The 23,357-nt window shown below is 69.9% G+C and carries 20 protein-coding genes and 1 pseudogene; 11 read left to right on the top strand and 10 right to left on the bottom strand.

Translation table 11 applies throughout. The features are described 5' to 3' along the window. Positions 1 to 418 precede the first annotated feature (418 nt). The 4 genes from ACRAS8_RS35985 to ACRAS8_RS35970 all read left to right on the top strand — a co-directional run bounded on the left by ACRAS8_RS35985 (position 419) and on the right by ACRAS8_RS35970 (position 3,635). Positions 419 to 1,090, top strand: a complete 672-nt coding sequence (locus tag ACRAS8_RS35985; RefSeq protein WP_438490229.1) for a DedA family protein — start codon at positions 419 to 421, stop codon at positions 1,088 to 1,090. Continuing rightward, positions 1,087 to 2,172, top strand: a complete 1,086-nt coding sequence (locus ACRAS8_RS35980; RefSeq protein WP_438490228.1) for a sensor histidine kinase — start codon at positions 1,087 to 1,089, stop codon at positions 2,170 to 2,172. Before ACRAS8_RS35985 ends, ACRAS8_RS35980 begins: the two co-directional genes overlap by 4 nt. Continuing rightward, a complete protein-coding gene (locus tag ACRAS8_RS35975) occupies positions 2,172 to 2,807 on the top strand; it encodes a response regulator (protein ID WP_438490227.1) in 636 nt (211 codons plus the stop codon). Before ACRAS8_RS35980 ends, ACRAS8_RS35975 begins: the two co-directional genes overlap by 1 nt. Before the next feature lie 303 nt (positions 2,808 to 3,110). Beyond that, complete coding sequence (locus ACRAS8_RS35970) at positions 3,111 to 3,635, top strand: hypothetical protein (RefSeq protein WP_438490226.1); 525 nt, start codon at positions 3,111 to 3,113, stop codon at positions 3,633 to 3,635. A 365-nt stretch (positions 3,636 to 4,000) separates the two neighbouring features. Here the strand turns inward: ACRAS8_RS35970 and ACRAS8_RS35965 are convergent, their stop codons facing one another. Then, a complete protein-coding gene (locus ACRAS8_RS35965) occupies positions 4,001 to 5,386 on the bottom strand; it encodes an MFS transporter (RefSeq protein ID WP_438490225.1) in 1,386 nt (461 codons plus the stop codon). Positions 5,387 to 5,505: 119 nt separating this feature from the next. On the opposite strand from ACRAS8_RS35965, the gene ACRAS8_RS35960 reads away from it, so the two are divergent. Then, positions 5,506 to 6,141, top strand: coding sequence for a TetR/AcrR family transcriptional regulator (locus ACRAS8_RS35960; protein ID WP_438490224.1), 636 nt, complete (start codon positions 5,506 to 5,508; stop codon positions 6,139 to 6,141). A gap of 335 nt (positions 6,142 to 6,476) precedes the next feature. Beyond that, positions 6,477 to 6,667 (top strand): annotated as a pseudogene (locus tag ACRAS8_RS35955) (alpha/beta hydrolase); the annotation flags it as partial. 394 nt (positions 6,668 to 7,061) lie between these two features. On the opposite strand, the gene ACRAS8_RS35950 reads toward ACRAS8_RS35955, so the two are convergent. The 8 genes from ACRAS8_RS35950 to ACRAS8_RS35915 form a co-directional block, all read right to left on the bottom strand. Continuing rightward, the gene (locus ACRAS8_RS35950) at positions 7,062 to 7,637 is read right to left on the bottom strand and encodes a hypothetical protein (RefSeq protein ID WP_438490223.1); all 576 of its coding nucleotides are present in this window, start codon (positions 7,635 to 7,637) and stop codon (positions 7,062 to 7,064) included. Positions 7,638 to 8,674: 1,037 nt separating this feature from the next. Beyond that, positions 8,675 to 9,343: a hypothetical protein gene (locus ACRAS8_RS35945; RefSeq protein WP_438490222.1), complete on the bottom strand. Its 669-nt coding sequence runs from the start codon at positions 9,341 to 9,343 to the stop codon at positions 8,675 to 8,677. Positions 9,344 to 9,566: 223 nt separating this feature from the next. Beyond that, positions 9,567 to 9,710 (bottom strand): hypothetical protein, encoded by a 144-nt coding sequence (locus ACRAS8_RS35940; RefSeq protein WP_438490221.1) that lies wholly within the window; start codon positions 9,708 to 9,710, stop codon positions 9,567 to 9,569. Between the two features lie 70 nt (positions 9,711 to 9,780). Continuing rightward, positions 9,781 to 10,227, bottom strand: a complete 447-nt coding sequence (locus ACRAS8_RS35935) for a hypothetical protein (protein ID WP_438490220.1) — start codon at positions 10,225 to 10,227, stop codon at positions 9,781 to 9,783. A gap of 83 nt (positions 10,228 to 10,310) precedes the next feature. Then, positions 10,311 to 13,250, bottom strand: coding sequence for a hypothetical protein (locus tag ACRAS8_RS35930; RefSeq protein WP_438490219.1), 2,940 nt, complete (start codon positions 13,248 to 13,250; stop codon positions 10,311 to 10,313). 2 nt (positions 13,251 to 13,252) lie between these two features. Then, positions 13,253 to 15,109 (bottom strand): HSP90 family protein, encoded by a 1,857-nt coding sequence (locus ACRAS8_RS35925; protein WP_438490218.1) that lies wholly within the window; start codon positions 15,107 to 15,109, stop codon positions 13,253 to 13,255. 55 nt (positions 15,110 to 15,164) lie between these two features. Beyond that, positions 15,165 to 16,151: a hypothetical protein gene (locus ACRAS8_RS35920; protein ID WP_438490217.1), complete on the bottom strand. Its 987-nt coding sequence runs from the start codon at positions 16,149 to 16,151 to the stop codon at positions 15,165 to 15,167. A gap of 992 nt (positions 16,152 to 17,143) precedes the next feature. Further along, positions 17,144 to 17,587, bottom strand: coding sequence for a MarR family winged helix-turn-helix transcriptional regulator (locus tag ACRAS8_RS35915; RefSeq protein ID WP_438490216.1), 444 nt, complete (start codon positions 17,585 to 17,587; stop codon positions 17,144 to 17,146). 98 nt (positions 17,588 to 17,685) lie between these two features. Here ACRAS8_RS35915 and ACRAS8_RS35910 point away from each other — a divergent pair, with 98 nt between their 5' ends. The 3 genes from ACRAS8_RS35910 (at position 17,686) to ACRAS8_RS35900 (ending at position 21,163) form a co-directional block, all read left to right on the top strand. After that, the gene (locus tag ACRAS8_RS35910) at positions 17,686 to 17,934 is read left to right on the top strand and encodes a hypothetical protein (protein ID WP_438490215.1); all 249 of its coding nucleotides are present in this window, start codon (positions 17,686 to 17,688) and stop codon (positions 17,932 to 17,934) included. Then, on the top strand, positions 17,934 to 19,388 hold the full coding sequence (locus ACRAS8_RS35905) for an MFS transporter (RefSeq protein WP_438490214.1): 1,455 nt from the start codon (positions 17,934 to 17,936) through the stop codon (positions 19,386 to 19,388). The genes ACRAS8_RS35910 and ACRAS8_RS35905 overlap by 1 nt, the downstream gene beginning before the upstream one ends. Before the next feature lie 1,061 nt (positions 19,389 to 20,449). Further along, entirely contained in the window at positions 20,450 to 21,163 is a 714-nt protein-coding gene (locus ACRAS8_RS35900) for an SDR family NAD(P)-dependent oxidoreductase (protein WP_438490213.1), read from the top strand. A gap of 790 nt (positions 21,164 to 21,953) precedes the next feature. Here the strand turns inward: ACRAS8_RS35900 and ACRAS8_RS35895 are convergent. Continuing rightward, positions 21,954 to 22,169, bottom strand: a complete 216-nt coding sequence (locus tag ACRAS8_RS35895) for a hypothetical protein (protein ID WP_438490212.1) — start codon at positions 22,167 to 22,169, stop codon at positions 21,954 to 21,956. Positions 22,170 to 22,233: 64 nt separating this feature from the next. Here ACRAS8_RS35895 and ACRAS8_RS35890 point away from each other — a divergent pair, with 64 nt between their 5' ends. Further along, positions 22,234 to 22,410, top strand: coding sequence for a hypothetical protein (locus tag ACRAS8_RS35890; protein WP_438490211.1), 177 nt, complete (start codon positions 22,234 to 22,236; stop codon positions 22,408 to 22,410). Positions 22,411 to 22,467: 57 nt separating this feature from the next. Then, positions 22,468 to 23,301: a transposase family protein gene (locus tag ACRAS8_RS35885; protein WP_438490210.1), complete on the top strand. Its 834-nt coding sequence runs from the start codon at positions 22,468 to 22,470 to the stop codon at positions 23,299 to 23,301. The last annotated feature ends 56 nt before the right edge of the window (positions 23,302 to 23,357 follow it).

Raw genomic sequence — 23,357 nt, 5'->3', positions numbered from 1 at the left:
CCGGGCCGTCTCTGCGGGACGGGACCTGGTGATCGAGCACGGACCCGCTTCCGACCGGTGAGGTGATGCTGCTGCCTGGGGCATCGCCCACGCCCTCACCGACATCCACGCGGCGAAAGTGATCCACCGGACCTCAGGCCCGCCAACGTGCCGCAGTCCGCGATCAGTCCGGGCCGCTGCCGGCCGCTCAATGACCAGTCACAACCGGGGACTGCAGGCTGGCTGCGCCATGCCGGCCGTCCGCCGCCGGGAGCTGCCGTGGTCGTCTGTCGGTCCGTCACCGCCGCACGACTGCTGCGTGGTCGATGTCAATGGCCTACCGGCCCTGTCAGGGCCGGTAGGCCATTGCGGAAAACCGCAGTGAGGCCGGCGGTGAACCACATGGTGTGGCGCTGGCCCACTGCCTAGCGTGAGCGGCATGATCGCCATGTCGGCTTCCACGCCCCTTCTCGCATCCTCAGCCGAACCCGCCGGTGGTATCGCCGGGTGGGCCGTCGACGTCATGGGCGTCCTTGGTGCCGCCGGCACGGGAGTGACCAACCTCGTTGACACCGTTGTGCCGTTCATCCCCAGTGAGGTCGTCCTTCCCGTCGCCGGATTCGCGGCGGGTCAGGGCAGACTGAGCCTGTGGGCCGTCATCGTCTGGACCACCGTTGGCTCCCTCGTCGGCTCATGGATCGTGTACGGGGCGGGTGCTCTTCTGGGCCGTGACCGCACCCGAGCGCTCGCCGCCCGTATCCCCCTGGTCCGTCCGCACGAGATCGACCGGGCCGAGGCGTGGTTCGAACGGCGGGGCCGCGCCGCCGTGTTGCTGGCGCGCATGGTGCCGGTGGTGCGCAGCCTGATCTCCCTCCCGGCCGGGATCCAACACATGCCGCTGCCGGCCTTCACCGCCCTGACCGCCGCCGGCAGCCTGGTGTGGAACACCGCGTTCGTGTTGTTGGGATACTGGCTGGGCGGCAACTGGCGGCTGGTGGAGGAGTACGGGGGAATGGTGTCCAAGGCAGTGGTGGCGCTGGCGGTCCTGGCCGTCGCCCGTTGGTTCCTGGTGCGGCTGCGTCGCCGCCCGAGCGCCAGGCACCGCGCATGAGGTCCGTGCGTACGGTCGCCGGTCTCGTGCTGGGCACCATCTCGGTGTGCGCCGCCCTCGCCGTCCTGGCCGCCTGGGGCGTGGCACGGCGCAGCGGTCCGGTGGTCGGTGTGACCGCGTGGGAACAGCGGCGAGTAGCCATCTTGCTCGACGGGGAGCCCGTCCGTCCGGAGGGCATCGAACCGCGCCGCGCTGCCGCGTATCTGTGGTGCCGCATCCCGGTCGGGCTACTCGGCGGTGGCACGCTGTTGTTGCTGGCCACAGGCGGCTGGACCGCCATGTCTGGGCTTTCGCGCTGGCTGACCGGTCATGACGTCGACGGCATGAGCCCCACCTGGCCGATCGTCGGTTACCTCCTGACTGCCGGCCTGCTCCTGCTCTTCCTCGATCTGGCCGGACTGGCCGCAGTCGTCGAGTTGGAGCGACGGTTGGTGCGCCGCTTCCTCGGTCCCGACGAACTGTCCCGGATGCGCCGTAGGATCGACGAACTGACCGCCACACGTTCGGGAATCGTGGAAGCCGTGGACGCCGAACGGCGCCGCATCGAGCGTGACCTGCACGACGGCCTGCAACAGCGCCTGGTCGTGGTGGCGATGCTGCTCGGACGAGCGCGTCGCAAAGACAACGCGGAACTGTACCGGCAGGCACAGACCGAAGCCGAACGGGCGGTGGAGGAACTGCGCCAGGTGGCATGGCGGGTGTACCCCTCCACCCTGGACGAGTGGGGGCTGCGCGACGCCCTGGCCCAGGACGCCGAACGCTCGCCCGTCCCGGTCCACATCAGCGGCGAACTGGTACGGCGTCCTGCCGCGGCCGTGGAGACGGCCGCCTATTTCGCGGTACGCGAGGCCCTCACCAACGCGGCCAAGCACGCCGGTGCCAGTCGGATCGACGTGGAGATCGGCCAGGAGGCCCACCTGGTGCGCGTATCGGTACGCGACGACGGATGTGGCGGCGCCGACCCCGGCGGCCCGGGGCTGGCCGGGTTGGCACGCCGAATCCGTGCCCTGGACGGACACTTGAGCGTGGACAGCCCGCCGGGCGGTCCCACACGAGTGGTTGCGGAGTTGCCGTGCGGTTGATGCTTGCCGAAGACTCGGCGTTGCTGCGCGAGGGTCTGGTCCATCTGCTGGCCGATGAGGGACATGAAGTGTCCGCCGCGGTCGGCGATGCGGACGCGTTGCTGGCCGCAGTCGCCGCCGGGCCGCCGGACGTCGCCGTGCTGGACGTACGCATGCCGCCCAGTCACACCGACGAGGGACTGCGGGCCGCACTGCGGCTGAGAGCCGAACACCCCCAGGTGGGGGTGCTGGTGCTGTCGCAGTACGTCGAGCACAGATATGCCGCGGAGTTGCTGTCAGCAGACACCCGGGGCATGGGATACCTCCTCAAGGACAGAGTCGCGAGAGTGGAGGAATTCCTGTCCGCACTGCAGCGGGTGAACGAGGGGGAGACGGTATTCGACCCGGAGGTGGTGCGCCGCCTACTGGCCCGCTCACGCCACGCCGACGAGCTCGGTCTGTTGACCGACCGTGAACGGGCCGTCCTGGCACTCATGGCTCAAGGCCACACCAACACCGCCATCGCACAACAACTGTTCGTGTCCAAAAGCGCGGTGGAAAAGTACACCAATGCGGTATTCGACAAACTGCAGCTGCCACGGGACAGCGGCACGAACCGCCGGGTCTTGGCGGTACTCCGCTTCCTCGGAAGCTAGGCGGCGTTCGAGATGGGATCACAGGGATCGCCGTATGAAGGCAAGGCAGGGCAAGGCAAGGCAAGTTGGACAGTAACCTCGTAGCGGATGACGAGTTCGTCGTAACGCGCCGCGGACAGGTGCGTCGACGCCGCGCCGCGCTTCGGGAGACGACCAACGCCTGGTCCCCCTACGCTTCTTCGCTCTCGGTGGTCGTCCTGCGAAGACGACAACCTCCATGCCATCGAGACCGCGAAGTGCAGGCGCAGCCGCATCCCCTTCGCCCAGACCCTGCACGCACTACCTGACGGAGCCCTCTTCCACATGGCCGCTACCCCACCCCGGAACGGTCCCGACCTGCTCTCCCACCATGAACTCGAGGTCTTCGCCGATTACTGCACCCTGCTGATCCAGGACGACGACGCATGCCTGGGCGAACCCGAACCCGCCTGGTTCGAAACACTGGCTGAGAACTGGATCAACACTGCCCCCGGCATCGTCGGGATCGGAGCCGCCCGCCCCTTCGACGTTCCCGTCACCGTAGACGTACGCCACACGCCCCCGGCCGACGACGTGGAACTCCAGCAGGCCGATCACGTCACCCAGGCCAGCCTTACGACCCCCTCCGGACGCCTGCTGATCTCCATGCAGGACTTCAACGACGAGCTACCGCGCATCCCCCTCACCCCCGGCACCTACACCGTGCGCATCCACTCCCACGGCCTGCACACCATCTCCGAAGACGGACTGGAAGGCGAGGACCACTACCACGTAGTGCTCTGGCCCACCGACGAAGACCACCCCGCCCAGGTCCTCAAGCACTACCCCGAGCCCCTCCCCGGCGGCTGAAGCCCGCCCACCGCTGGCCCGTCGTCGAGGGCACAGGAGTACGACCACAACCCCACTGTCGGCGGCGGTGCCCAGAAGCCCGAAATACTGGAAATTCCGGCACCCGGGAGCGGTGTCCCGCAGGCTCATTACCGCCCTCGGGCAGCACACCCACGACCCGGCCTCGTGGGGCGCGGTCCGGTTCCGGCGGCGATGTCGGCAACTCGAGCAGCTATGAAGCCCCACTGCCCCTCCCCCCCCCCTTGACCTCAGTCAAGCCCTGACTGGCCCATCTGGGTGCCTGTTCAGCTGCCGCACCGCACTCCAGACCCCAGCCGCTTCCCTCTTGTGCTGGTGCTGGGGAGCGGCTGGGAGGGGTGGCGCCTTCAGCGGTGGATGTAGCGTCGGCTCAGGAGCGCAACGGTGAGAAAGCACGCTGCGCCGATGGCCAGGTCGATGCGGAGGTCCGCGACGCGGTTTCCGCCGGCCAGGATCGCGCCGAGGACGGCGACGCCGACGGCGAGCCCCACCTGGCGGAAAGTGTTGAGGACGCCGGAGGCGATTCCGGAGTACTGACTGTCCGCTTCGGCGAGGGCGGCGCCGTTGATGCTCGGTGCCAGGATTCCTCCGCCGAGGCCGGTGATACCGAAGCCGATCGCCAGGATGGGCCATGTCCCCTCGCCGTCGACGGCCAGGCAGAGCACGGTGCCGACCGTGGCGACGCTCGAACCGACCAGCAGCAGCCAGCGCATGCCCCGGGTCTTCCACCTTCGGTTGAGGAAGGAGGTGCCGATGGTCAGGAGCACGGCGAAGGGCAGCAGGAAGATGCCGGCCATCGATGCGGAGTACCCCCACTGGGCCTCGATGAAGATCGCGATGGTGAACTGCAGTCCGAAGGCACCGAATTGATAGGCGAACCCTGCAGTGATGGCGGCGGAGAAGGCCCGACGACGGAACATCGCCAGGGGCAGCATCGGTGCCTCCACGCGCTTCTCCACGAGGGCGAAGGCCACCAGGGCGAGCACTCCGGCGCCGGCCAGTACCAGGGTGTAGGGGTCGGTCCAGCCGCGGGCGCCGCCTTCGATGAGGGCTGCCACGATGAGTCCGAGGCTGGCTATCACGGTGAGTTGGCCGAGGAGATCATAGGAGCGCTCCATGCGGCGTTCGGTTTCCTTCGCGTAGCGCCAGGAGAGCCACAGCGCGAAGGCGCCGACAGGCACGTTGACCAGGAAGATGGACCGCCAGCCGAAGGTCTGGGTCAGCAGGCCGCCGCCGATCGGGCCGACGACGAGGGCGATGCCGCCGGTGGCGCCCCATACCGTGATTGCCTTGGCGCGTTCGGCCAGGACGGGGTAGTTGCGGGCGGTGATCGCCAGGGTCGTCGGCAGGACTCCTGCGGCCGCCACGCCTTGGAGGGCGCGGCAGGCGATCAGGACGCCGAGGTTCGGGCTGAGGGCGCACAGCAGCGAGGTCAGCGCGAAGGCGGACAGGGCCCACATGAACACCTTGCGTGAGCCCACGCGGTCCGCGAGTGCGCCGGAGGACAGCAGCAGGCTCGCCAGCGGGATCGTGTAGAGGTTGACCAGCCACTGGAGGGTGGACATGGTCCCGTGGACGTCCTGCTGGATGGAGGGCAGTGCGATGTTCAGGGCGCTGCCGTCGAGCAGCACCATGAAGTAGCCCAGACACACCGCCAGCAGCGCCAGTCCGGCTGCGCGCCCGCGGGTCTGCGCAGGGGTGTTCGTTCCTGGTAACTCGGTCGTCACAGTCATGTCGAGTGTGCCTTTCCCTGGCCCGATGCGGCCGGAACCGGCCCGCGAAGGAGCTGTACTCCAAAGTACAATGTACTTCGAAGTACAGACTGTACGCATAGGGCGTTAGACTGGCAACCATGGCCAGGATCAACGGAGTTAGCGACGACAGGACCAGCGAGCGGCTGATCAGCAGCATGAAGCAGCTGCTGTGGGAACGTGGTTACTCGGCCACCAGTCCCGCGGCCGTGCAGCGCCTTGCCAAGGCCGGGCAGGGCAGCATGTACCACCACTTCCACAGCAAGGCGCGGCTGGCGCTGGCCGCGGAACAGCGCATGGCAGAGGAGCTGAAGCGTGAGGTCGCCGAACGCTTCACCGCAGCCTCGACCACCTACGAAAAGATCGAGGCGTACCTCGCACCGGACGAGCACGTGATACGCGGCTGCCGCCTCGGCCGGCTCATCCAGGACGAGGAAGTCGCCTCCAACGACGAGTTGCGCGAACCGATCGCGGAGACCTATGCCTGGATCCAGGCGGAAATCGTCCGGGTGCTCAGCGAGGGCGTCGCCCGCGGCGAACTCTCCCCGGACGTCGACGTCGACAGCCTGGCCGTCTCCATCCTTGCCATCCGTCAGGGTGCACACGTACTCGCCCGCCTGAGCGGCTCGGAGGAGCCGTTCCGGCAGGCCGGACGCGGCATAGCGCAGCTGCTCGCGCTGGCCTCGCCGCGCAACGACTGCACGCAGGCAGCAGCACCAGTGCCCCCGGCCGACTGAGCCTGGGTCTGCGGTCGGGGACGGTCGGGGACGGTCGGGGTCCGTAGCGGTGCCCCAATGCCGGCCGGAGACAACGGTGTTGGCGGACGCGGTCAAGACACCGTCCGGGGGGTGCACCTCTATGCCCCGCACCAGGACACGAAGACTGGGCTGCAGGTCCTCGGCGAGGGGGCGATGGCGGCGGTCGCCAGACCGTCGCCCAAGCTCGCGGCCATCTGCCCTACTGCATCGGCGAGATACCCGCACGGCCCGCTGTCCGCCTGGGGCCCACTCCTGCGTACGCACGCGCGCCGCCGCAACACCTGTGGCGCGGCAGAAGCTGTGGAAGGTGCACTCGGCTCACCATCCCGCTGCTGTTCCTGCTGTAGTGGGATGACGATGGGACCCCCGGCAGCGGGCCCTGGAACTGTTCGACGCCTTCGGCAGCAAGGAGAAGACGCTGCAGGCCAATCTGGGCGGGCATGCCGGTACCCCGTGGTTCGAGGTGGGCGAAGGGGACCGGTTCTTCGGCCGGCATCTGAAGTGAGGTCGGGCCGTCAGGCCGGCAGCAGACGGTAGGCGGTGTCGGTAGGCGGTGTCGGCCAGGATGCCGCCATCGAGGACGGGGCCCGGCCCTCCTTGATGGCGGTGGTCTGGTCGGCAGATACGCGACCGCCCCGATCGCGGCGGTACCGGCCATCGGCGGTAAACCGGCCAGTCGGGGCCACGCCAGGCCACCAGCGGTACGGCGCAACATCGGCGCGCTCGTGACCAGGGCTTATACCGGTCGAAATGCGGTGACACAGCCTCAAGGTTCGATGGAGCCATCCGTCCTGTCCGGATCCGGGACCTCCAGCGCATAGCACGTCACAACGAACGGCGCCCCACGATCCATCCGTGAGGCCCCCTTCCGCTCTCTTCGCCGCGGTTAGATCAGAGGACTAGGGAACTGGTGCCACGTCGATGACGACGGCCCCGTCGCCGCCGACGCTCCCGGTAGTGCCGTTGTTCCCGTCGCTACCGGCGGAGCCGTTCGTAGCGGAAGCGCCGCCGCTGGTGGCGCCGGTACCGCCGTTGCCGCCCGCGCCGCCGTTGCCGCCGGCGCCACCACTGCCGCCGGCGCCGAAGGTGAACCCGTCGGCGCTGATGGCGGTGCCACCGGCCCCGCCGCTGCCGCCGTTGCCGCCCGCGCCGCCGCCTCCGCCGGCGCCGCCCGTGCCGCCCGACCGGCTCGCACCACTCGCGCCGGCCCCACCGGCGTTGCCCACCGTGCCGGCGGTGCCGTCGTTGCCGTTCATCATGCTCTCCGGGACACCGGGAGCAGGCAGGCAACGTGATGTGCCGCCACCCGTCCCACCGGGACCGGTGATGGCGCCGCCGCCCCCACCGACGCCGCCGGACCCGCCGCTCCCGCCGAGCACCCCGGGAGCGCCGCCGCCTCCGCCCGTGCCGCCCGTCGCGGCCCTGGTGCCGGCGGTGCCGCCAGGGGCGAAGGCCAGGTCAACCCCCGTGGTCACGGACACCCTGCTGGCCGAACCAGCTCCACCGAGGGCGCCGGAAGTGCCCGTGCTGCCGGGACTGCCGCCGAGGGGACCGCCACTGCTGCCGCCGGTGCCGCCGCCTCCGCCGCTTCCCGCGCCCCCACCGGCGCCTCCCGCTCCCACCACGACGGTCAGGGTTTCGCCGGCGACAGCCACCTCGGTGCACTTCGCGAAGCTTCCGGAGCCTCCGCCACCGCCTGCGGCTCCGCCTCCGCCACCACCGCCTCCGCCACCGCCTCCGCCGCCTGCTGCGAGAAGGGCGTTGCCGCCACCTCCACCTCCGCCCGCGCCGCCGGCACCGGCTCCGCCGCCCCCGCCTGCCCCGGAAGCCCAGACCCTGATGGTCAGAAGTTGCAGTTCGCCGGAAGTGGGGCTGCCGGGAACCGTGAAGGTGACCTGGCCCGGAGTCGTGAAGGTGAATCGCGGGTCCGGCTGAGCCGCCGCACTGTCAGCGCCGGCCATCGGCGGGAGCAGCCCGCCCACCAGCGCCGCCACGCCTACGCTGACCCATCTCCCCTGACTCGCCCGTTTCTGCCTCCTCATCACATTCCACGCCATGACGCCCCTCCTCCGACTCATACGCGCACGATGTGCATCCCCATGGGATTGTCGGCGCGGCCGAAAAGCGTCGCCAATGCCCCGAGAACGGCGTGAAAGAGCAAACAAACAGCGCCCAATGACCATCGGGCGCCCTTCAACCGTCATAGATGAGACATAGATGAGATGAGTACGTCGTAAACGAGGCGACTACAGCTTCTCGATCCCATGGTCGACGCACTTCGTCAGCGCCTCGATGTCCACCGGGTCGATCGCCGGGCTCCGGCCCCCTCCGGCTGGCCTGACCGGCGCTGGACGCTGACGAGGATCGACGAGGTCGTGTGGCGCCCCGCCCCACGTCCCATCGAAGGTCTCATCGCCGGGGCTAAGGCTTGGGCGTTCCCCCACCAACATGCAGGTCAGAGCAGGATTCCTCAGCAGCCGGCCGCGGTCGGGCAAGCGCCCCCGCTACCGGTTCACAGCGGCGACGGCAGGTGCACCGCGGGCAGCAGCCCCAGCTCGATCTCCCGACGCGGCAGCGACAGCCCGAGATGCTCGCCCACCGCACCGAACAGCCGCCTCGCCAACTCCTCGTCCTCGTCTTCGTCTTCGGGGTCACCGCAGCCGGGGAAGGTGTCCCGCACCGCGCCGGCCTGCCGCATGGCCGCATCCAGTGCGGCGAACGCCCCGAGCCGGTCCGCAGGCGGGAACGCGGTCTCCAGCAGGCTTTCCCCAGGCTCGATGGACCTCATTTCGCCGGCTGCGTCGACATAGCACACCCACGGGGACTCGTACAGGAAGCGATCCAGACAGACGAGTTCGTCGCCCGGCCCCACCAGGGAGTCCTGGCCCAGCCGGTCGAGGAAGACGAGGTGCCAGGTGGACCACTCGATTTCCAGGACGTACGCCCACTCGCCGCTGCGGCCGAACATCGCCACACTGTCGCCCGGGTCCACGCTCAGCCTGTCGAAGTCCTTGAACAATGCGGGCCGTTCGGCCATGTGGCGGTCGGCACCGAGGCGGACCACGAAGTCCACCGGGTCCATGCCCCGCACCGCCGTGAGGCAGATGTCCGACAGCATCCCATCTTTGGCGATCGCACCGCTGTACCAGTGCTCGCCGATCCACGCCAAGCCGCCCGTCATCGTGCCGACCCCTCCCCTTGATCGTCGCGCACACGTTACCGAGCCTCGGGACGACTCGTGCGGGTCGAGTAGCAGCGGTACAGCCACGTACGGGGCAACACACCGAGTTCACCGAGCTCGTACGCCTGGCGGTCACCGAGGACCAGGTTGCTTCCTGCGAGTGCCGACCGCCCCGCCCAAGCCCAGGCGAAGATCCGCCATCTTGAAGTTGCCGGCCAGGGGCTTACTTCAACAGCAGTTCACGTTCGAGGACGCCGTGGAACCAGCACTCCATGATGGCCTGCTGGACGAGTACGGCGCGAGCGGGACCACCATGTGCCACGAGCCCGGCTGGGCAGTCGTCCGGCGGGCCGGGCCGCGTCGGCATGCGAGGTGGGGTCCGCGGCAGGGGCGGGCGACCACGCCAGTGGAGCCGGGGCTGACTGTGGGAGCGGGCTTCAGCCGCGGTAGTGCCGAATGCAGCCGCCGTCGGCACGCGCGGTCAGGGCGCCGGTGGTCCCGTCCGGTCCAAACGACAGGTCGATTCCGTCGTCGGTGGCGCTGGTGCCCGGCAAGCCTCCACCAGGCCTGCCCTTCTCGGGGCCGGGGAGGTCCTTCACGGCGAGCCCGCGTTTTACCCATTCCGCGCGGAGACGTCTGATCGCCGCCAGGTAGTCGCTACGGCTGTCGAATCCTAGCTTCCAGCTGTAGGTGAGCTGGTCCCGGGTGACGCCATCCTTGTCGGCTCCGAAGTCGTCGACACACGATGAGCTGGACTCGTCCGCTCTGGCCGTACTCTCCAGTGTCGTCCCGGGCAGTGCGCCGACCAGGTACGGTGCGGGCTTGGGTTGGCTGATGGTGCGCCCCCAAGGGCGTTCATCGACCCCAAGGGCGTGGTCGTTCATCCGATGGAGCCGGGGTTGGCGCGCCCGGTGACGGGTGGGCTGTTGTCCGTCACCGGGCGCGCCGTATCACTCCTCGTGCCGTATCACTCCTCGTCGCGCAGCCGGGTGGCCAGGGACGTCAGGGGCTCGGTCTCCTCGGTGTGGCCGAGGGCCGTGAGGCGGGAGACCGCCGCGTCGAGGCGGGCGAGGGCGAGAGCAGGGCGTTCCAGGTAGACGCCCTCCATGACACCCGCGAGACGGACGCATTCGGCCCATTCGCCGGCGCGGTCCTGATCCGGTCCCGGCTCGCCGAGCAGGGCGAGGGCCTTCTCCAGGGCGGCCAGGGCGTCCCCGTACTCACCGGCGTAGGCGTTGACGCGTCCGTGTTCGTAGGCGAGGGCGGTGTCCAGGGAGCGGCCCTGGGCCTCGTACTCGGCGGCGTGGGCCTCGTCGGCGATCCGGCCGGCGTCGGCGAGGAAGGCGAGGGCGTCGGCCAGGCCGTCGGCGCCCTGCTGCTGGGCCTGGAGGCGGGCGAGTTCGCGCAGGCAGTTGCTGAGCTGCTCGTAGCGCGGGGCTCGGGCGTGGGCGGCGAGTGCCTGGTCCGCGGCCTCGCGGGCCCGGGCGAACGCGCCGGACTCACCCAGGAGTACGGCGGTCTCGGCGGCGATCATGGCGTGGCTGCCCGGGTCGTCGTCCCAGTCGGCCGATTCGGCCGCGAGGGCGACGAACTCGGCCGTGGCGGCCTTGAGGTCATCTCCCGCGCGCAGCGCGCGGGCGCGGGTCAGGCGCAGCTGGGCGACGAGCCGGTCGTTCAGTTCGCCGGCGGCGATGTCGGGCTCGGCCAGCAGGGAGTCCAGCAGAGCGATGCAGTCCTCGACGCGGCCGAGGTCGAGGCTGAGCTGGGCCGCGTTGCCGTAGGCACAGAACGCATCGGTCCGGCTGCCGTGGCGAAGTTCCAGCTCCGCGGAGCGTGTCAGGTGTCGCAGTGCCTCGTCGGGGCGGCCCAGGTGCAGGCATGCCTCGGCCAGATCGCCGTGGAGGCGGGCGGTGTCGACCGCGTCGGCCGGCCAGTCGGCGGCCAGTCGCAGTCCTTCGGTCAGGTCCGCGTGTGCGGCCTGCGCGTCCTGGAGGCCGAGCCGGAGCCGACCGCGCAGTCCGAGGGTGCGCGGAAGGTGCCAGGCAGGGCCGTGGGCCTTCAACTGGTCGAGGAGGGCGTTGGTTTCGGTGACCGCGGCGGGCAGGTCGCCGGAGAGGGCGTACGCGCCGGCCCGCAGCAGTTGGGCGCCGGAGATCTGCCCGACGATGTCGTGCCGGGTGGCGAACGCGTGCAGCAGGTCGACCTCGGCGAGGACCGCTGCGACGTGCTCCTCGCTTCCCGACGTCTGCAGACGCAGGCCCAGCGCGGTCGCCCGCAGCCGCAGCAGACGGGCTTCCTGGTACGGGGGGAGGCCGGGCGCCGTCTCGTGCAGGCGGACCATGGACGCGTGGGCGGCGGTGAGTGCGGCGGCCTTCGCCTGCGTTCCGTCGGCGCCCTGCGCGGGGATCTCGGCGGTGGCCAGCAGGGCGCAGGCGCGGGCGAGCGTCGCGTGGTCCGGCGCTCCGGCGGCCTCGTACAGGGCCGCGGCCTCCTCGTGGAGGGCCGCGGCGACGGCGAACTCGTCCTTCTCCCCGGCTCGGCTCGCTTCGTCGGCCAGCAGGTCGGCGAGGAGCCGTTCGAGCGGGCCCACGGCCGGGTCGTCGGGGTGGATGAAGTCGTCGGCGGCGACGAGGGTACGCAGTCGTGCCCAGCATGCCGAGGCGTCAGGGTGTCCCTGCTCGTCCAACTCCCGTGCCCGGAGGATGAGTTCGGGCAGCGCGTCGGGGACGGAGGGTGCCGTACGGGCGGCGGGGGCGGCGACCGCGGTGTCCACGGTCCCGGTCACGTCGTCGAGGCTGCGGCTGCGCAGAGTCAGTTCCAGCGCCTCCAGGAGCGGGGCACGCTCCAGACGGGCCCTGCGGCGGTCGGCGCGGGCCGTGGTTCCGTTGCGGGCGTCGAAACGCGCGGCGAGGTCGTCGGCGCGGCGGCGGACCTCGGCGCGCAGGCCGGCCACCGTCCAGGTGCGGCCCGCGAATCCGGCGGCGGGCAGTTCGCCGTGGCCGAGGAGCTCGACGCGTTGGAGCAGGACCTCGACGCCGGTGAGGAAGCTGAGCAGGTCCAGCGGGGAGTCGACCTCGTCGAACAGGTTCCGGTTCTCGGCGAGCAGTTCCAGGCCGCGCGCCTCGTTGCCGGTCAGTGCGCAGAACTCCAGGTGTCTGCCGACCTCCCCGGCCATCGAGGGGTTGCGGCGGCAGCCGCGGTAGCCGGCGAGGTGCAGTTCGCGGGCCCGGTCGGTGCGACCGGTGCGCAGCAGCGGCAACAGGGCGTAGGAGACGGAGCGGGCCGGCTCCTCCTGGCAGGACTCCTGTCCGGACAGGACGGGCTCCCAGGTGCGCAGCGCCCGTTCGTCGTCGCCCGCCGCGAGGTGGTACCGGGCACGCTCGCAGATCTCGCATGCCTCGCAGTCGCTGAGTGCGGTGCGGGTGCGGCCCGCCCACAGTTCGTAGGCGAGGGTGGTGTCCTCGCCGACGTGGGCGGCGAGCTGGTATGCCTGTCCGTAGTAGGGCTGGAGGCCGAGGCCGGCCCTGTCGTACCGGTCGCGCATCTCCGTCAGCCACTCGCGGAGACTGGCCAGCGGTATCTCGGGCAGTGCGAGCAGGGCGTTGGCCACCCACTTGAAGCGCCAGAACAGCATGTGGCGCAGGCGCTCGTCGAACACCTCGGGCTGCTCGTCGAAGAGGCTGAGCAGGCGGGCGAAGACGACGGGCGACTTCCGGGGTTCGGAGCCGTAGGTGTACGCCTCCTGGAGTTCGAGGAGCGCGTGGACGAGCGGGACGGTCTGCGCGAACTGCTCGGCGGCGTCGACGAGTTCCTCGGCGGTGACGGTGCGGGTCCGGCCGTAGGGCAGCCGGTCGTTCTCCTCCAGCGCCTGGTAGAGCTCGTCGATGGTCTGGGGTGCGGTCGGCATTGTCAGCTGTCCTTGCGCAGGGCGTGGGCGAGAAGGTCGAGGAAGGAGCGGTTGATCAGGCTCGATTCGGCGGGCCTGAGCGGGCGCCGGGACAGCAGTGCGGCCTGCCCGTAGAGGGCTTCGGCGCTGGTGCGGGCGAGCTCGGGCTCGTCGATGGCTACGGCGGTGCGCACCAGGGGGTTGAGCTGATTGAGGATCAGCTGGGCCCGCGGTGCCTCCTGGCGCAGGGCGCCGAGGATGTCGCCCCACAGACCGCCCTGCTGCTCACGGGCGAGCTGGGAGCGGGTGCGCTCGTGCCGGGCCTCGCGGCTGTCGACGAGGAGGGCGGGGGCGGAGGCGGGCTGGAAGGTGCGCAGCGCGACGTCGCAGTCGAAGAGGGCGAGGGCGTCGCGGGCCAGCGCGAGGTAGGCAGCGGCGGCCAGTTCCGTCTCCCGGTCGACGGGGTCGAGGTGGGCGGTGAGGGTCGCCGGGTCGAGGTCGGCGACGCTGATCTCGGGCCTGATCTCGGGCAGCCGCCGGACCAGTTCACGGTCGTAGGTGTAGCCGCCGTTGACGACGCCGAGCCCGGCGGCCGAGGCGATCGCCGCGACCTGCCGGAACTCCTCCACACTCGACGTGACGAGCACGGTGCGGTGGGTGCGGGCGAACTCGTCGAGGGTGGTGTGCCCGTCGGTGGTCTCGAACGGCAGCCAGGGCAGCAGCATCCGCAGGATCTCGTCGTCGTGCACGGCGAGCGACTTCACGGCCAGGTGGTGGACCTGGAGGAAGCGGGCGAGCAGGTCCGGGGCGCTGGCGGCGGTCCGCGCGATCCAGGCGCGCAGCCGCTCGGCGAGGGCGTCGCGGACGGCCGCGAGGGTGTCGTCCTCGTACAGGGACTCGCGGGACGCCGTCGGGCGCAGGCTCTCGGCGTCGACGACGCAGCGGACGAAGAACGCCCATTCGGGCAGGATCTCCTCGGCCTGCTCGGAGAGCAGCATGCCCTTGACGTGTACGCGGTGGCCGTGGCGGCGGCCGACCGGCACCGCCTCGGGCAGCACGCAGGCGATGCCTTTCAAGCCGACGGCCGGCAGGTCCAGCTCGATGGTGTCCAGCGGGGTGAATCCGAAGACCTCCTTGCCGTACTCGGCCAGCGCGCGGGAGCGGGCTCCCGGCGTGCGGTACGTACGCGCCCAGGGTGCGGGCTCGGGGTTCACGGACGCGCCCGGGCCGCCCGTGCCGCCTGTGCCGTCGTCGAAGGTCACCGGGTGGCGGAGCAGCGAGCCGAAGTGGCGGGCCAGCGCGTGCACCTGTGCCGGACGGGTCCACTCGCCCGCGTCGGCGCGCGGCGTCAGCGTGACGGTCGTGCCGGGCCGTGGGCGGGCGGAGGCGGGCAGGGTGCGGACGGTGTAGCTGCCGTCGCCGCGTCCGCGCCACTCCACGGCGGGGGCGTCGGGGGTGCGGGCGGAGCGGCTCAGGACGTGGATCTCGTCCGCGACCAGGAAGCAGGAGAGCAGCCCGATGCCGAACTGGCCGATGAAGTCGGCGCGTTGCTCCGCGATCCGGTCGGCGCGCTTGCTGCTGCGGCCGATCGTGGCGAGGAAGGTGTGCACGTCGGCCTCGGTGAGACCGACGCCGTCGTCCTCGACACGGACCACCGAACCGTCGGCGTACAGGCGGATGCCGAAGGCGTCGGCGGGTGTGTCCGTTGCCAGGGCGTGCCGGGCGGTCAGCGCGTCGACCGCGTTCTGCATGAGTTCGCGCAGGTAGACACGGGGGCTGGAGTAGAGGTGGTGGGAGAGGAGATCGACGAGGCCACGCAGATCCACCTGGAAGGTGCGGTCGGCGGCGGCCGCGTTCGCGGCGGGGTCGGGCAGAGTCATCAAGCAGTCCGGAGAGGGAGGGGCGACGGGCGGGCGGGGCGGGGCCGGCGTGCGCTCAGGCGCGGCGGTGGCAGCGGGTGAACTGCTTCTCGGGCTCCGCGAAGTAGGTCCAGGGCCAGCTGGTGTAGGCGCCGTCGAGCGCCTGGAAGACGCGCCGGACCGTGTGGCGCTCACCGGCCAGCGACAGGGCCATGGCGAACATGTTGAAGTCGTGCTGCCAGCCCGGGCGACGCGGATAGGCGGGATGGAGGATGCTGTGGTCGGCCGCGGCCCGCAACTCGGCCTGGATGTCCGCGGTTTCGAGGCACTCCGCACGGTCCGACTCGACCCAGTCCTCGATGTGCGCCATGGCGATCACACAGCCGAGGCGATGCCCCTGCGGGGTGCGGGCCAGCGCGCCGCGGGCGAACGCCAGGCCCTGGCCGGGCTCGCCTCCCCAGCGGGGCTGCACCTGCGAGAGCCACTCCAGGTGGCTCTCCAGGTCCAGCGGGTCGCGGCGCAGGGCTGCGTGGAACCGGGCCTCGTTGACGGCGGGGCTCAGCGACATGCCGCGGCCGGAGGTGAGCAGGCGGCGCCACGGCGTGATCCAGTCCGGCCGCAACTCGGCGGCTTCCAGCAGCTGCTCCTCAGCGATCTGGAGCCGCTCGTGAAAGACCTGCCACTGCTCCTGGGTGACGTTCACGGCGAGCGCGGCGGTGCGCGCCTCCCAGCCCCAGCTGATGTGGCGCGTCCCGGATATCAGCAGGGCCGTCGCCCGGTGTTCCTCGTCCTCCTCGACGGCCCGGCCGATCCACTCCTGCAGACCGTCCACGTCGGCCAGCTCACCGAGGACCTGGTGGTCGCGGCCGAGATCGAAGGGAGCCAATGCGGCCTTGACCGCCTCCCAGTCACCCGCGACGGCCGCCTCCGTGAGCGCGAGCACCCGCGCGTCCCCGAGCGCACGCAGCGGATAGACCCCGTGCTTCTGCCTGGGCGGGATAGGCAGGGCGTGCGGATCCGCCGCCGATCTCTCCGCACCCCTGCCGAACAGCTTGCTGAACATGCCGCGCTCTCTCCTGGTCCCCTGGCTCCACGTGATCTTCCTGGTCCCACGTGATCTTCCAATGCAGCATAAGGGACCCCACGGACATAACTTCCACAGGGTTTTCACCGATGCTTCACGATCCCGACCCCGACTCCGCCCTCGACCTGGCCGCCACAGGACTGGACCCATCGAGGAACTTCGACCATACGACCAGGTGCGCTCACGCTCGCCTCGACGGCTTCCCGCGGCGACCGCGAACCTTGACATCCGGGGACTGGGCCTTCCCGCTGCACCGAACAGCCCTCTCTACCGAACAGCCCTCGGACGCGGTCACCGTCGACAGGCGCGGCGCGGGTGGCCTGTGGGGTGAGATGACCAGACCGCCGCGATCGGCCAGCTCCGAGCTGGCCTTTATCGGTCGCAGTGGGTTGTTTTGATGGCCGGTCTGCTGCTGAGCACCCGGGTCACATGCCGTCGCGACGCGACGGCCCTCGACTATCCAGTCGTCAGCCAGTTCGCGGCGCAAAGCGTCCAGTGCTGCCTGCCGCCGCCTGCCGCTTGCTACCTGAACAGGATCCACTGCTCCTCCGGCCACGACGACGGGCCCGGTGGATACCCCCGGTCGATGGATGACTGGTACCACTGACGCAGTCTTGCCAGCTCGTCCCGCGTGGCAGTACTGATCGGCAGTCGTTCGAGCTCGCAGGGGGCCGCAGGGGCTGTTGACATCCGGGGGCCACAGAGGGACTGGTGCGGTCGAAGTCCTAGCGGGCTTGCCGACTGCGTTCGGTCCAGGCATGGTTGACCTGGAACCGGGGTGTCGTCGCTCATGGCCTTGCACGCGACGTCCGGCCGCCACAAACCGACCGGTGACCGCGGCAGTAGTGGTCGAGGCGAACCGCTGACAGACAATCAAGGGCACAGACCGTCGCTTCGCGAACCGCATGGGCATGCCCGCCCCTCAACGATCATGCCACCTCGCCGATCCGCGACTTCAAGTTGGCGCGGCTTCAATCCTGGGGCATGTCGATGAGCAGGCGAATACCGTCGATCAATGCCTGCGCCTGCCCATCGGGCCAGTCCGCGATCAGGCCCGCAAGGTGCCGGGTCAGCGCGTTGCGGAGCTCAGTGACCGTGGCGCGACCCTTGGGCGTCAATGCGAGCAGGGTGGCCCGGCCGTCGCAGGGGTCGGGGCTGCGCTCAAGCAGGCCCGCGCTTTCTAGCCGGTCGGCATAGCGGCTTGCGCCGGATCGGTCGATGCCGACCTCGTCGGCAAGCCGCGCTGCCGATTGCGGTCCGAGTCGAGCCAGCCCACTGAGCACCGGGTAGGTCTGACGGTCGACACCCGTCGGCGCCGAGTCGAGGACCGCGTCGTAGAGCGCGCTCCGGTTGCGCCGCAGCAGCAGCTGTCCCAGCGCTTGCTCCAGGTCCCGTGCCAATCCCGTATTCGCCATCCACCAATAATACGTGCGAAACGCACGGAATGAGCGTAGGGTTATTGCGTGCAAGTCGCACGCACTTTCCCTAGGGGGGTCTCATGGTCATAGGTCATGTGCTGACCCTGCGGATCATCGGTCAGCCGGACGACGCTGCGGTCGGCATCGCGCGCTGCTTCCAGCCGTCCGACGTTCAGGTCACCGATGGTGTCGTCAGCGACTACTCGGAGTCCGTCGCGCACATCCCACAGGTTCTCCGAGGCGCGTTGCTGGGCCTTGCAGACACCGAGCTTGCGACGTTGATCGGCGCGGGCGAGGTTGTTGAGCGACTGAGGGGCACGCGGCGGACCGAGGGGACACGGTGATGACCGAGAGGCGTCACGGCGCCCTGATCGGGCCGGTGCTGGTGCTGGCCACGCTGGTCTCCAGCATCATCAGCTCGTTCGGTGCTCCGCTGATCCCCACCGTTGCTCGCGATTTTCATGAGCCGCTGAGTACGGCGCAGTGGTCGCTGACCGTGGCGCTGCTGGTCGGCGCGGCGAGTTCTCCGGTCTTGGGCCGGCTCGGCGACGGCCCGCGACGGCGAGTGACGTTGCTCGGCGGCTTGGCCATGGTCACGGCGGGCGGTGTCGTGGCTGCGCTGGCAGGCGGCTTGGGGATGCTGCTCGTCGGCCGCGGACTGCAGGGCGTCGGGCTCGGGCTGGCGCCGCTGGCGATGGCCACCGCCCGGGAAGAACTGCCGCAGGCCAAGGTCACGCCGATGATTGCGCTGTTGTCGGTATCGGCGGGGGCCGGCCTCGGAGCCGGCTACCCGATCAGCGGGTTGCTCGCCGAGGCGTGGGGATTGGCGGGTGCGTACTGGTTCGGCACGATCGTGTCCGGCCTCGCGTTGATCTGTGTCGCCGCAGTCGTACCGTCGAGCGCGGGGCGTAGCGCCCCCAACCGGCTCGACTGGGCCGGCGCCGTGCTGCTGGCGCTGGCGATGGTCGCCGCACTGGTGGCTGTGGCAGAGGGGACACAGTGGGGCTGGGGCTCGCCGGCGATCATCGGCCTGTTGGCCGTCGGCGTAGTGCTCTTCACGGTGTGGGCCGTGCAGCAGCTGCGCGCCGGGAACCCGCTGGTTCAGCTGCGTCTGCTGCGCCATCCCTCCGTGCTGTCCGCCGATGCCTGCGCCATGGTGCTCGGCGTCGCGATGTACATGGTGCTTTCGGGGGTGACGGAGTTTGTGCAATCCCCACGCTCGGGCGGATTCGGGTTCTCCGCATCGGCCGTCGTGGCCGGCCTCGTCCTCATCCCTCTGTCCTTCTTCATGCTGATCAGCTCCCGCACCCTGCCGGCTTTGGTGGCACGCATAGGGATCCGGGCGGTGCTGACGCTGGGCTGCCTCGTAGCCGCGCTGGGCTGCGGATTCTTCGCCGTCTTCCATGGCGCCCTGTGGCAAGCCTTCGTGATGACGGGTGTCCTGGGAGTGGGGCTGGGCACCACCTTCGCCGCGATTCCCGGTTTGATCGTGCAGTCGATCCCCGCCCGGGAGACAGGTAGCGCCATGGGCTTCTACCAAGTGGTCCGCTTCACCGGCTTCTCCGTGGGCAGCGCGCTCACCGCCACCATCCTGGCCGCTCATGTCAGCGGCAACGGCCAACCAACGCTGGGCGGCTACACCACGGTGCTGTGGCTCTCCGCCGGCTTCTGTGTCCTCGCCGCCGCCCTTGCGTGGTTCCTGCCCGCCCGATCCACCCGGCTCACGCCCGCGGAGCGCCTGCCCGCCGACGAGATCCGGCTACTGGAACAGACCGACGGCGACGACGTCTTGTCGTAGGCAGCTCCCAGGCATGACGCCCCGCTCCAGAGTCCGCCTCCCCTGCGCGTGGTTCGATCCACCGACCCCGTCCAGCCACGTCAGGACTGCATCGTGGTTCCTGCACGGGGCACGGGCGTTGCGCGGCGGCACCGGCAGATCGACAATGCGCAGCCGGTCTCCGGACAGGATCCGATGGGCGGAAGGACGGAGCACTTGGACACCAGGGCGTCCACTGAGCCGTCCTGTCTGAGATCAACTGGTTCCGTGGCGTTACCCTGCCGCTCTGCATAGAGTCATGCAGCACGATCTCGGCAAGCAGACAGGCGTCTCAACAGGTTGCGCGCCGCTCTCCCGCACGTATTGACGGCCCGTGGCTCGGTCGTCGCGGTCGTCTCGGTCTCTGCGCTGCGACACGGGCGAGGAAGTGCGGGCCGTGACGTCGGTGTTACCCGAGTAGTTGGGGCGGTTGTCCTTGCCGGTGCGGCGGACGGGGGATGAGGGTGCGTCCGGCGGCAACACATCCTCGGCGATGCCCGCCTCGCGGTGCCGGACCAGCAGCACGCCACGGCCGCCGACCTGCGCGGGCACCGCTTGCGTGACGGCCTGCTCCGCCTCCAGCTGAGCGCGCGTGCGCTCCCACACGCGCATCTGCCGCAGCGAGATCCTCGCGCTCCGCGCGGACCTTCTCCAGTCATTCGACCAGGAGCTTGTCCTCCTCGCCGAGTTCCGCCCGGCGAGCGGCGGCCGCGTTCGGCGACTTCGCTGATCTCCGTCATCCCGCGCCCCTACGAACCCGGTCAGCCCCCTGGCCTGGAAACGGACAGACCGCCCGTGGCCCTCGCCCGACGATCAAGACGACGGACTACCCGCCCACCACCAGCCTAAGGCACGTATTCACGCCCGTTGAGGGTCGGCGGGCCTGCTGCCCGTCTGCCTGTCTTTGGCCTGCCCTCGACCGGAGAGCGCGCCCGAGTGCGGGTGCGGGGCGCGGGTGCAGAAAAACCACTCCGCAACCCGCTGAGCATGCAGCAGGCTCCGCCGGTAGGTAGGGCCTTGCCCTGTGAAGGATCATGTGGGACATGACGATTGCGGATATAGCCATGGTGACAGGCGCGAACCAGGGGATCGGGCGAGAGGTGGCCCGGCAACTCGCCGCTGCGGGCATGGTGGTCTATCTCGGAGCCCGCGATCCGGAGCGGGGCCGCACGGCCGCACGCGAGTTGTCGACTGCAGGCAACGTACGGTTCCTACCCCTGGACGTGGCAGACCAGGCGCAGGTCGACGCCGCGGCCCGGACGATCGAGGCGGAGTGCGGCAGGCTCGACGTATTAGTGAACAATGCGGGCATCGGCGGCACCCGCCCAGCAGTGGAAGAGACCGTCGCGGACGATTTCACAGAGGTCATGGACGTCAACCTGCTCGGCGCGGTCCGCACAACGCACGCCCTTCTGCCCCTGTTGCACAAGGCTCAGCATCCGCGCGTCGTGAATGTGACGAGCGGCCGCGGATCGTTCACCATCAACGACGATCCGCAGCGCATGGAATCCCGGTTGCACGGCCTGGTCTACCCGGTCTCGAAAGCGGCCTTGAACATGCTCACCTACCAGTACGCCCGCGCCCTGCCCGACTTCCGCATCAACGCCGTCGATCCGGGGTTCACCGCGACCGCACTCAACAACCACACCGGCACCAGCACACCTGCGCAGAGCGCCGCGAGGATCGTGCGGCTCGCCCTGGCCATCGACGGACCCAGCGGACGGCTCTTCGACTGCACAGGTGAGGTCGGCTGGTAGCCCGGCGCCGCACCGACAAACCCGGCGCGCGGCCGCCGGACGACGAAGCCGCGGGCCAGACAGCGCACAACGAGCGGCCGGGCGGCGGACGGTGAGACGGGCAGTCGAAGGAGGCTCAGCGCACGGCGCCACCAGACCAGCCACAGCCGAACGCGGCGGCCGTACAACGAACAGCGAGCAGCGCGCACCGCCAAGGCAGCGGGCAACGAACGATGCCGCCGCGCCGAGCCGGACGGCAGCAGACAGGTGGTAGCCGGGGCGGCACGGGCAGCGGCCGATTACGGCGTACAACCGAAGGGACAACAGCCGCCGGCGGAACAACGGGACCGACAATCGCAGCTCCCCACTGCCCAACCGCCGGAGGACGACGGGCCGCTACTCGACAACGGACGAGCCGAACCAGCAGCGGCCGGACGACGACCAGGCAGCGTCAGCAGATCTCGCAGCAGCGAAATCCAACGGCTCAATTCGATTGAACCGACCGACAACACGCACAACGACCCCAGGTCCGGTTTCTTCAACCAGGTGCGAAGCCGTCATCCAGAGCATCCTCCTAACCGCTAATCAATGGGGCGCGGCGGGACTGGCTCAGTATCCCGCCGCGCTTGCCGGCTACCAGCGCTCCAGCCCGACAATCAGCAACCGCGCGTTCATTGAAGCCCCGCCATCTTGAAGTCGCAGGTCATCGGGGTGGTGTGACGTCGTGTCGGGATGCCTGTGCTGGTCGTGGGCGGCAGTCTGTGTCCTTGATCGTCAGGCGGCGGTCAAGGCCGGTCTGTTCGTTTCCAGGTCACGGGGGCGTACGGATTCGTAGGCTCGCGGGATGACGGAGATCAACGAGGTCGTCGAACGCGTCGCAGCTCGCCGGGCGGAGCTTGACGAGGAGGAGAAGCTCCTGGCCGAGCGGCTCGATGCGGTCCGTGCCGAGCGCGAGGAACTCGTGGTGGCGATGCGCGTGTGGGAACGGATGCATGCCCAGCTGGGCGCGGAGAAGTCTTCGGCGCAAGCAGAAAGGGTGCAGGTGGGCGGGCGCGGGCGAGGACACCCTGCCGCCGGACTACCAGCGGCTCATGAAGATCGTGCGGGATGCCGGTGGGCCGGTTCGGGTCAAGGACGTCGGCGTCGAGTTGGGCCTCGAAGTCGATGGGAAGGGACGACTGGAGCCGCTGCGCGGCAAGTTAAGCAAGCTCGCCGGGCGGGGCTGGCTGCGCAAACTGCCTGACGGACGCTTCCAGATCACACCGTAGGTACGGGGTCGCACCCGTAATTGACCTGCCCCCGGCAGCCGTTGGCTCGACGTATGCATGAAGAGGATCAACGAGCCTGCCGGGGACACCGGCTTCCCTGTTTACCAGTGCCGCCTGCCGGTGCCCCGAAGAACCAACGAATACTGCACCGATCTGCTGAGCCGTCACCTGAAGAAGATCGGCTCGCGCTGGCGCCGCTTCGCACCCGGACAGATCGTCGTCATCGTGCTCGCCGTACTCCGACACGACCAGCGCATCGCCGACATGGCCGGTGGCAACCAGGTCGGTGACACCACCGTGCGCCGCTGGCGCGATGAGCTGATATCCCTGCTCGCCGCCCGCGCGCCCCGCATGGACCGCGCCCTGAAGAAGATCGCGAAACGGGGTGGCGAGGTCGTCCTCATCGATGGCACCTTGATCCCCACCGTCCGCCGCACCGGCGCCGCGAACCGGCCCAACTACTCCGGCAAACACCGACGTCACGGCCTGCACTTCCTCGCCCTCACCGACGAGGAGGGCCACCTCATCTGGATCTCCGCAGCCCGCCCCGGCCGCACCCACGACATCACCGCCGCCCGCCGCGATCACATCCTCACCCACCTGCGCGCCGCCGGGCTCGGCGCCCTGGCCGACCTCGGCTCCCTCGGACTGCACGACGACAGTGACGATCCGGTGATCGTCACCGGATACAAAGCCACCCGCGCCCACAAGCTCACCCCCGGCGAGAAGGAGGCCAACCGCGTCCTTGCCGCCGGACGCGCCCCCGTCGAGCACGGCTTCGCGCACCTGAAAACCTGGCGCATCCTCACCAAACTCCGCACCGACCCCGCCCGCGCCACCGACCTCCTGCGCGCCCTGCTGGTCCTCTCGAACCTCGAGCTCTCACGCTGACGGACGATGCCGCCCGCGACCGGCACGAGCATCCCGACACGACGTCACGCCACCCC

Origin of the sequence: Streptomyces sp. S186, from assembly GCF_051603415.1 — a bacterium.
GTDB lineage: Bacteria > Actinomycetota > Actinomycetes > Streptomycetales > Streptomycetaceae > Streptomyces.
The sequence above is the reverse complement of the archived record's forward strand: the minus strand, read 5'-3'. Positions and strand labels throughout refer to the sequence as shown.

What these genes read in the sequence shown, in the direction of transcription:
- ACRAS8_RS35985 (WP_438490229.1), top strand. Translation starts at nt 419, where the DNA reads ATGATCGCCATGTCGGCTTCCACGCCCCTTCTCGCATCCTCAGCCGAA.
- ACRAS8_RS35980 (WP_438490228.1), top strand. Translation starts at nt 1,087, where the DNA reads ATGAGGTCCGTGCGTACGGTCGCCGGTCTCGTGCTGGGCACCATCTCG.
- ACRAS8_RS35975 (WP_438490227.1), top strand. Translation starts at nt 2,172, where the DNA reads ATGCTTGCCGAAGACTCGGCGTTGCTGCGCGAGGGTCTGGTCCATCTG.
- ACRAS8_RS35970 (WP_438490226.1), top strand. Translation starts at nt 3,111, where the DNA reads ATGGCCGCTACCCCACCCCGGAACGGTCCCGACCTGCTCTCCCACCAT.
- ACRAS8_RS35965 (WP_438490225.1), bottom strand. Translation starts at nt 5,386, where the DNA reads ATGACTGTGACGACCGAGTTACCAGGAACGAACACCCCTGCGCAGACC.
- ACRAS8_RS35960 (WP_438490224.1), top strand. Translation starts at nt 5,506, where the DNA reads ATGGCCAGGATCAACGGAGTTAGCGACGACAGGACCAGCGAGCGGCTG.
- ACRAS8_RS35945 (WP_438490222.1), bottom strand. Translation starts at nt 9,343, where the DNA reads ATGACGGGCGGCTTGGCGTGGATCGGCGAGCACTGGTACAGCGGTGCG.
- ACRAS8_RS35940 (WP_438490221.1), bottom strand. Translation starts at nt 9,710, where the DNA reads ATGCCGACGCGGCCCGGCCCGCCGGACGACTGCCCAGCCGGGCTCGTG.
- ACRAS8_RS35935 (WP_438490220.1), bottom strand. Translation starts at nt 10,227, where the DNA reads ATGAACGACCACGCCCTTGGGGTCGATGAACGCCCTTGGGGGCGCACC.
- ACRAS8_RS35930 (WP_438490219.1), bottom strand. Translation starts at nt 13,250, where the DNA reads ATGCCGACCGCACCCCAGACCATCGACGAGCTCTACCAGGCGCTGGAG.
- ACRAS8_RS35925 (WP_438490218.1), bottom strand. Translation starts at nt 15,109, where the DNA reads ATGACTCTGCCCGACCCCGCCGCGAACGCGGCCGCCGCCGACCGCACC.
- ACRAS8_RS35920 (WP_438490217.1), bottom strand. Translation starts at nt 16,151, where the DNA reads ATGTTCAGCAAGCTGTTCGGCAGGGGTGCGGAGAGATCGGCGGCGGAT.
- ACRAS8_RS35915 (WP_438490216.1), bottom strand. Translation starts at nt 17,587, where the DNA reads ATGGCGAATACGGGATTGGCACGGGACCTGGAGCAAGCGCTGGGACAG.
- ACRAS8_RS35905 (WP_438490214.1), top strand. Translation starts at nt 17,934, where the DNA reads ATGACCGAGAGGCGTCACGGCGCCCTGATCGGGCCGGTGCTGGTGCTG.
- ACRAS8_RS35900 (WP_438490213.1), top strand. Translation starts at nt 20,450, where the DNA reads ATGACGATTGCGGATATAGCCATGGTGACAGGCGCGAACCAGGGGATC.
- ACRAS8_RS35890 (WP_438490211.1), top strand. Translation starts at nt 22,234, where the DNA reads ATGAAGATCGTGCGGGATGCCGGTGGGCCGGTTCGGGTCAAGGACGTC.
- ACRAS8_RS35885 (WP_438490210.1), top strand. Translation starts at nt 22,468, where the DNA reads ATGAAGAGGATCAACGAGCCTGCCGGGGACACCGGCTTCCCTGTTTAC.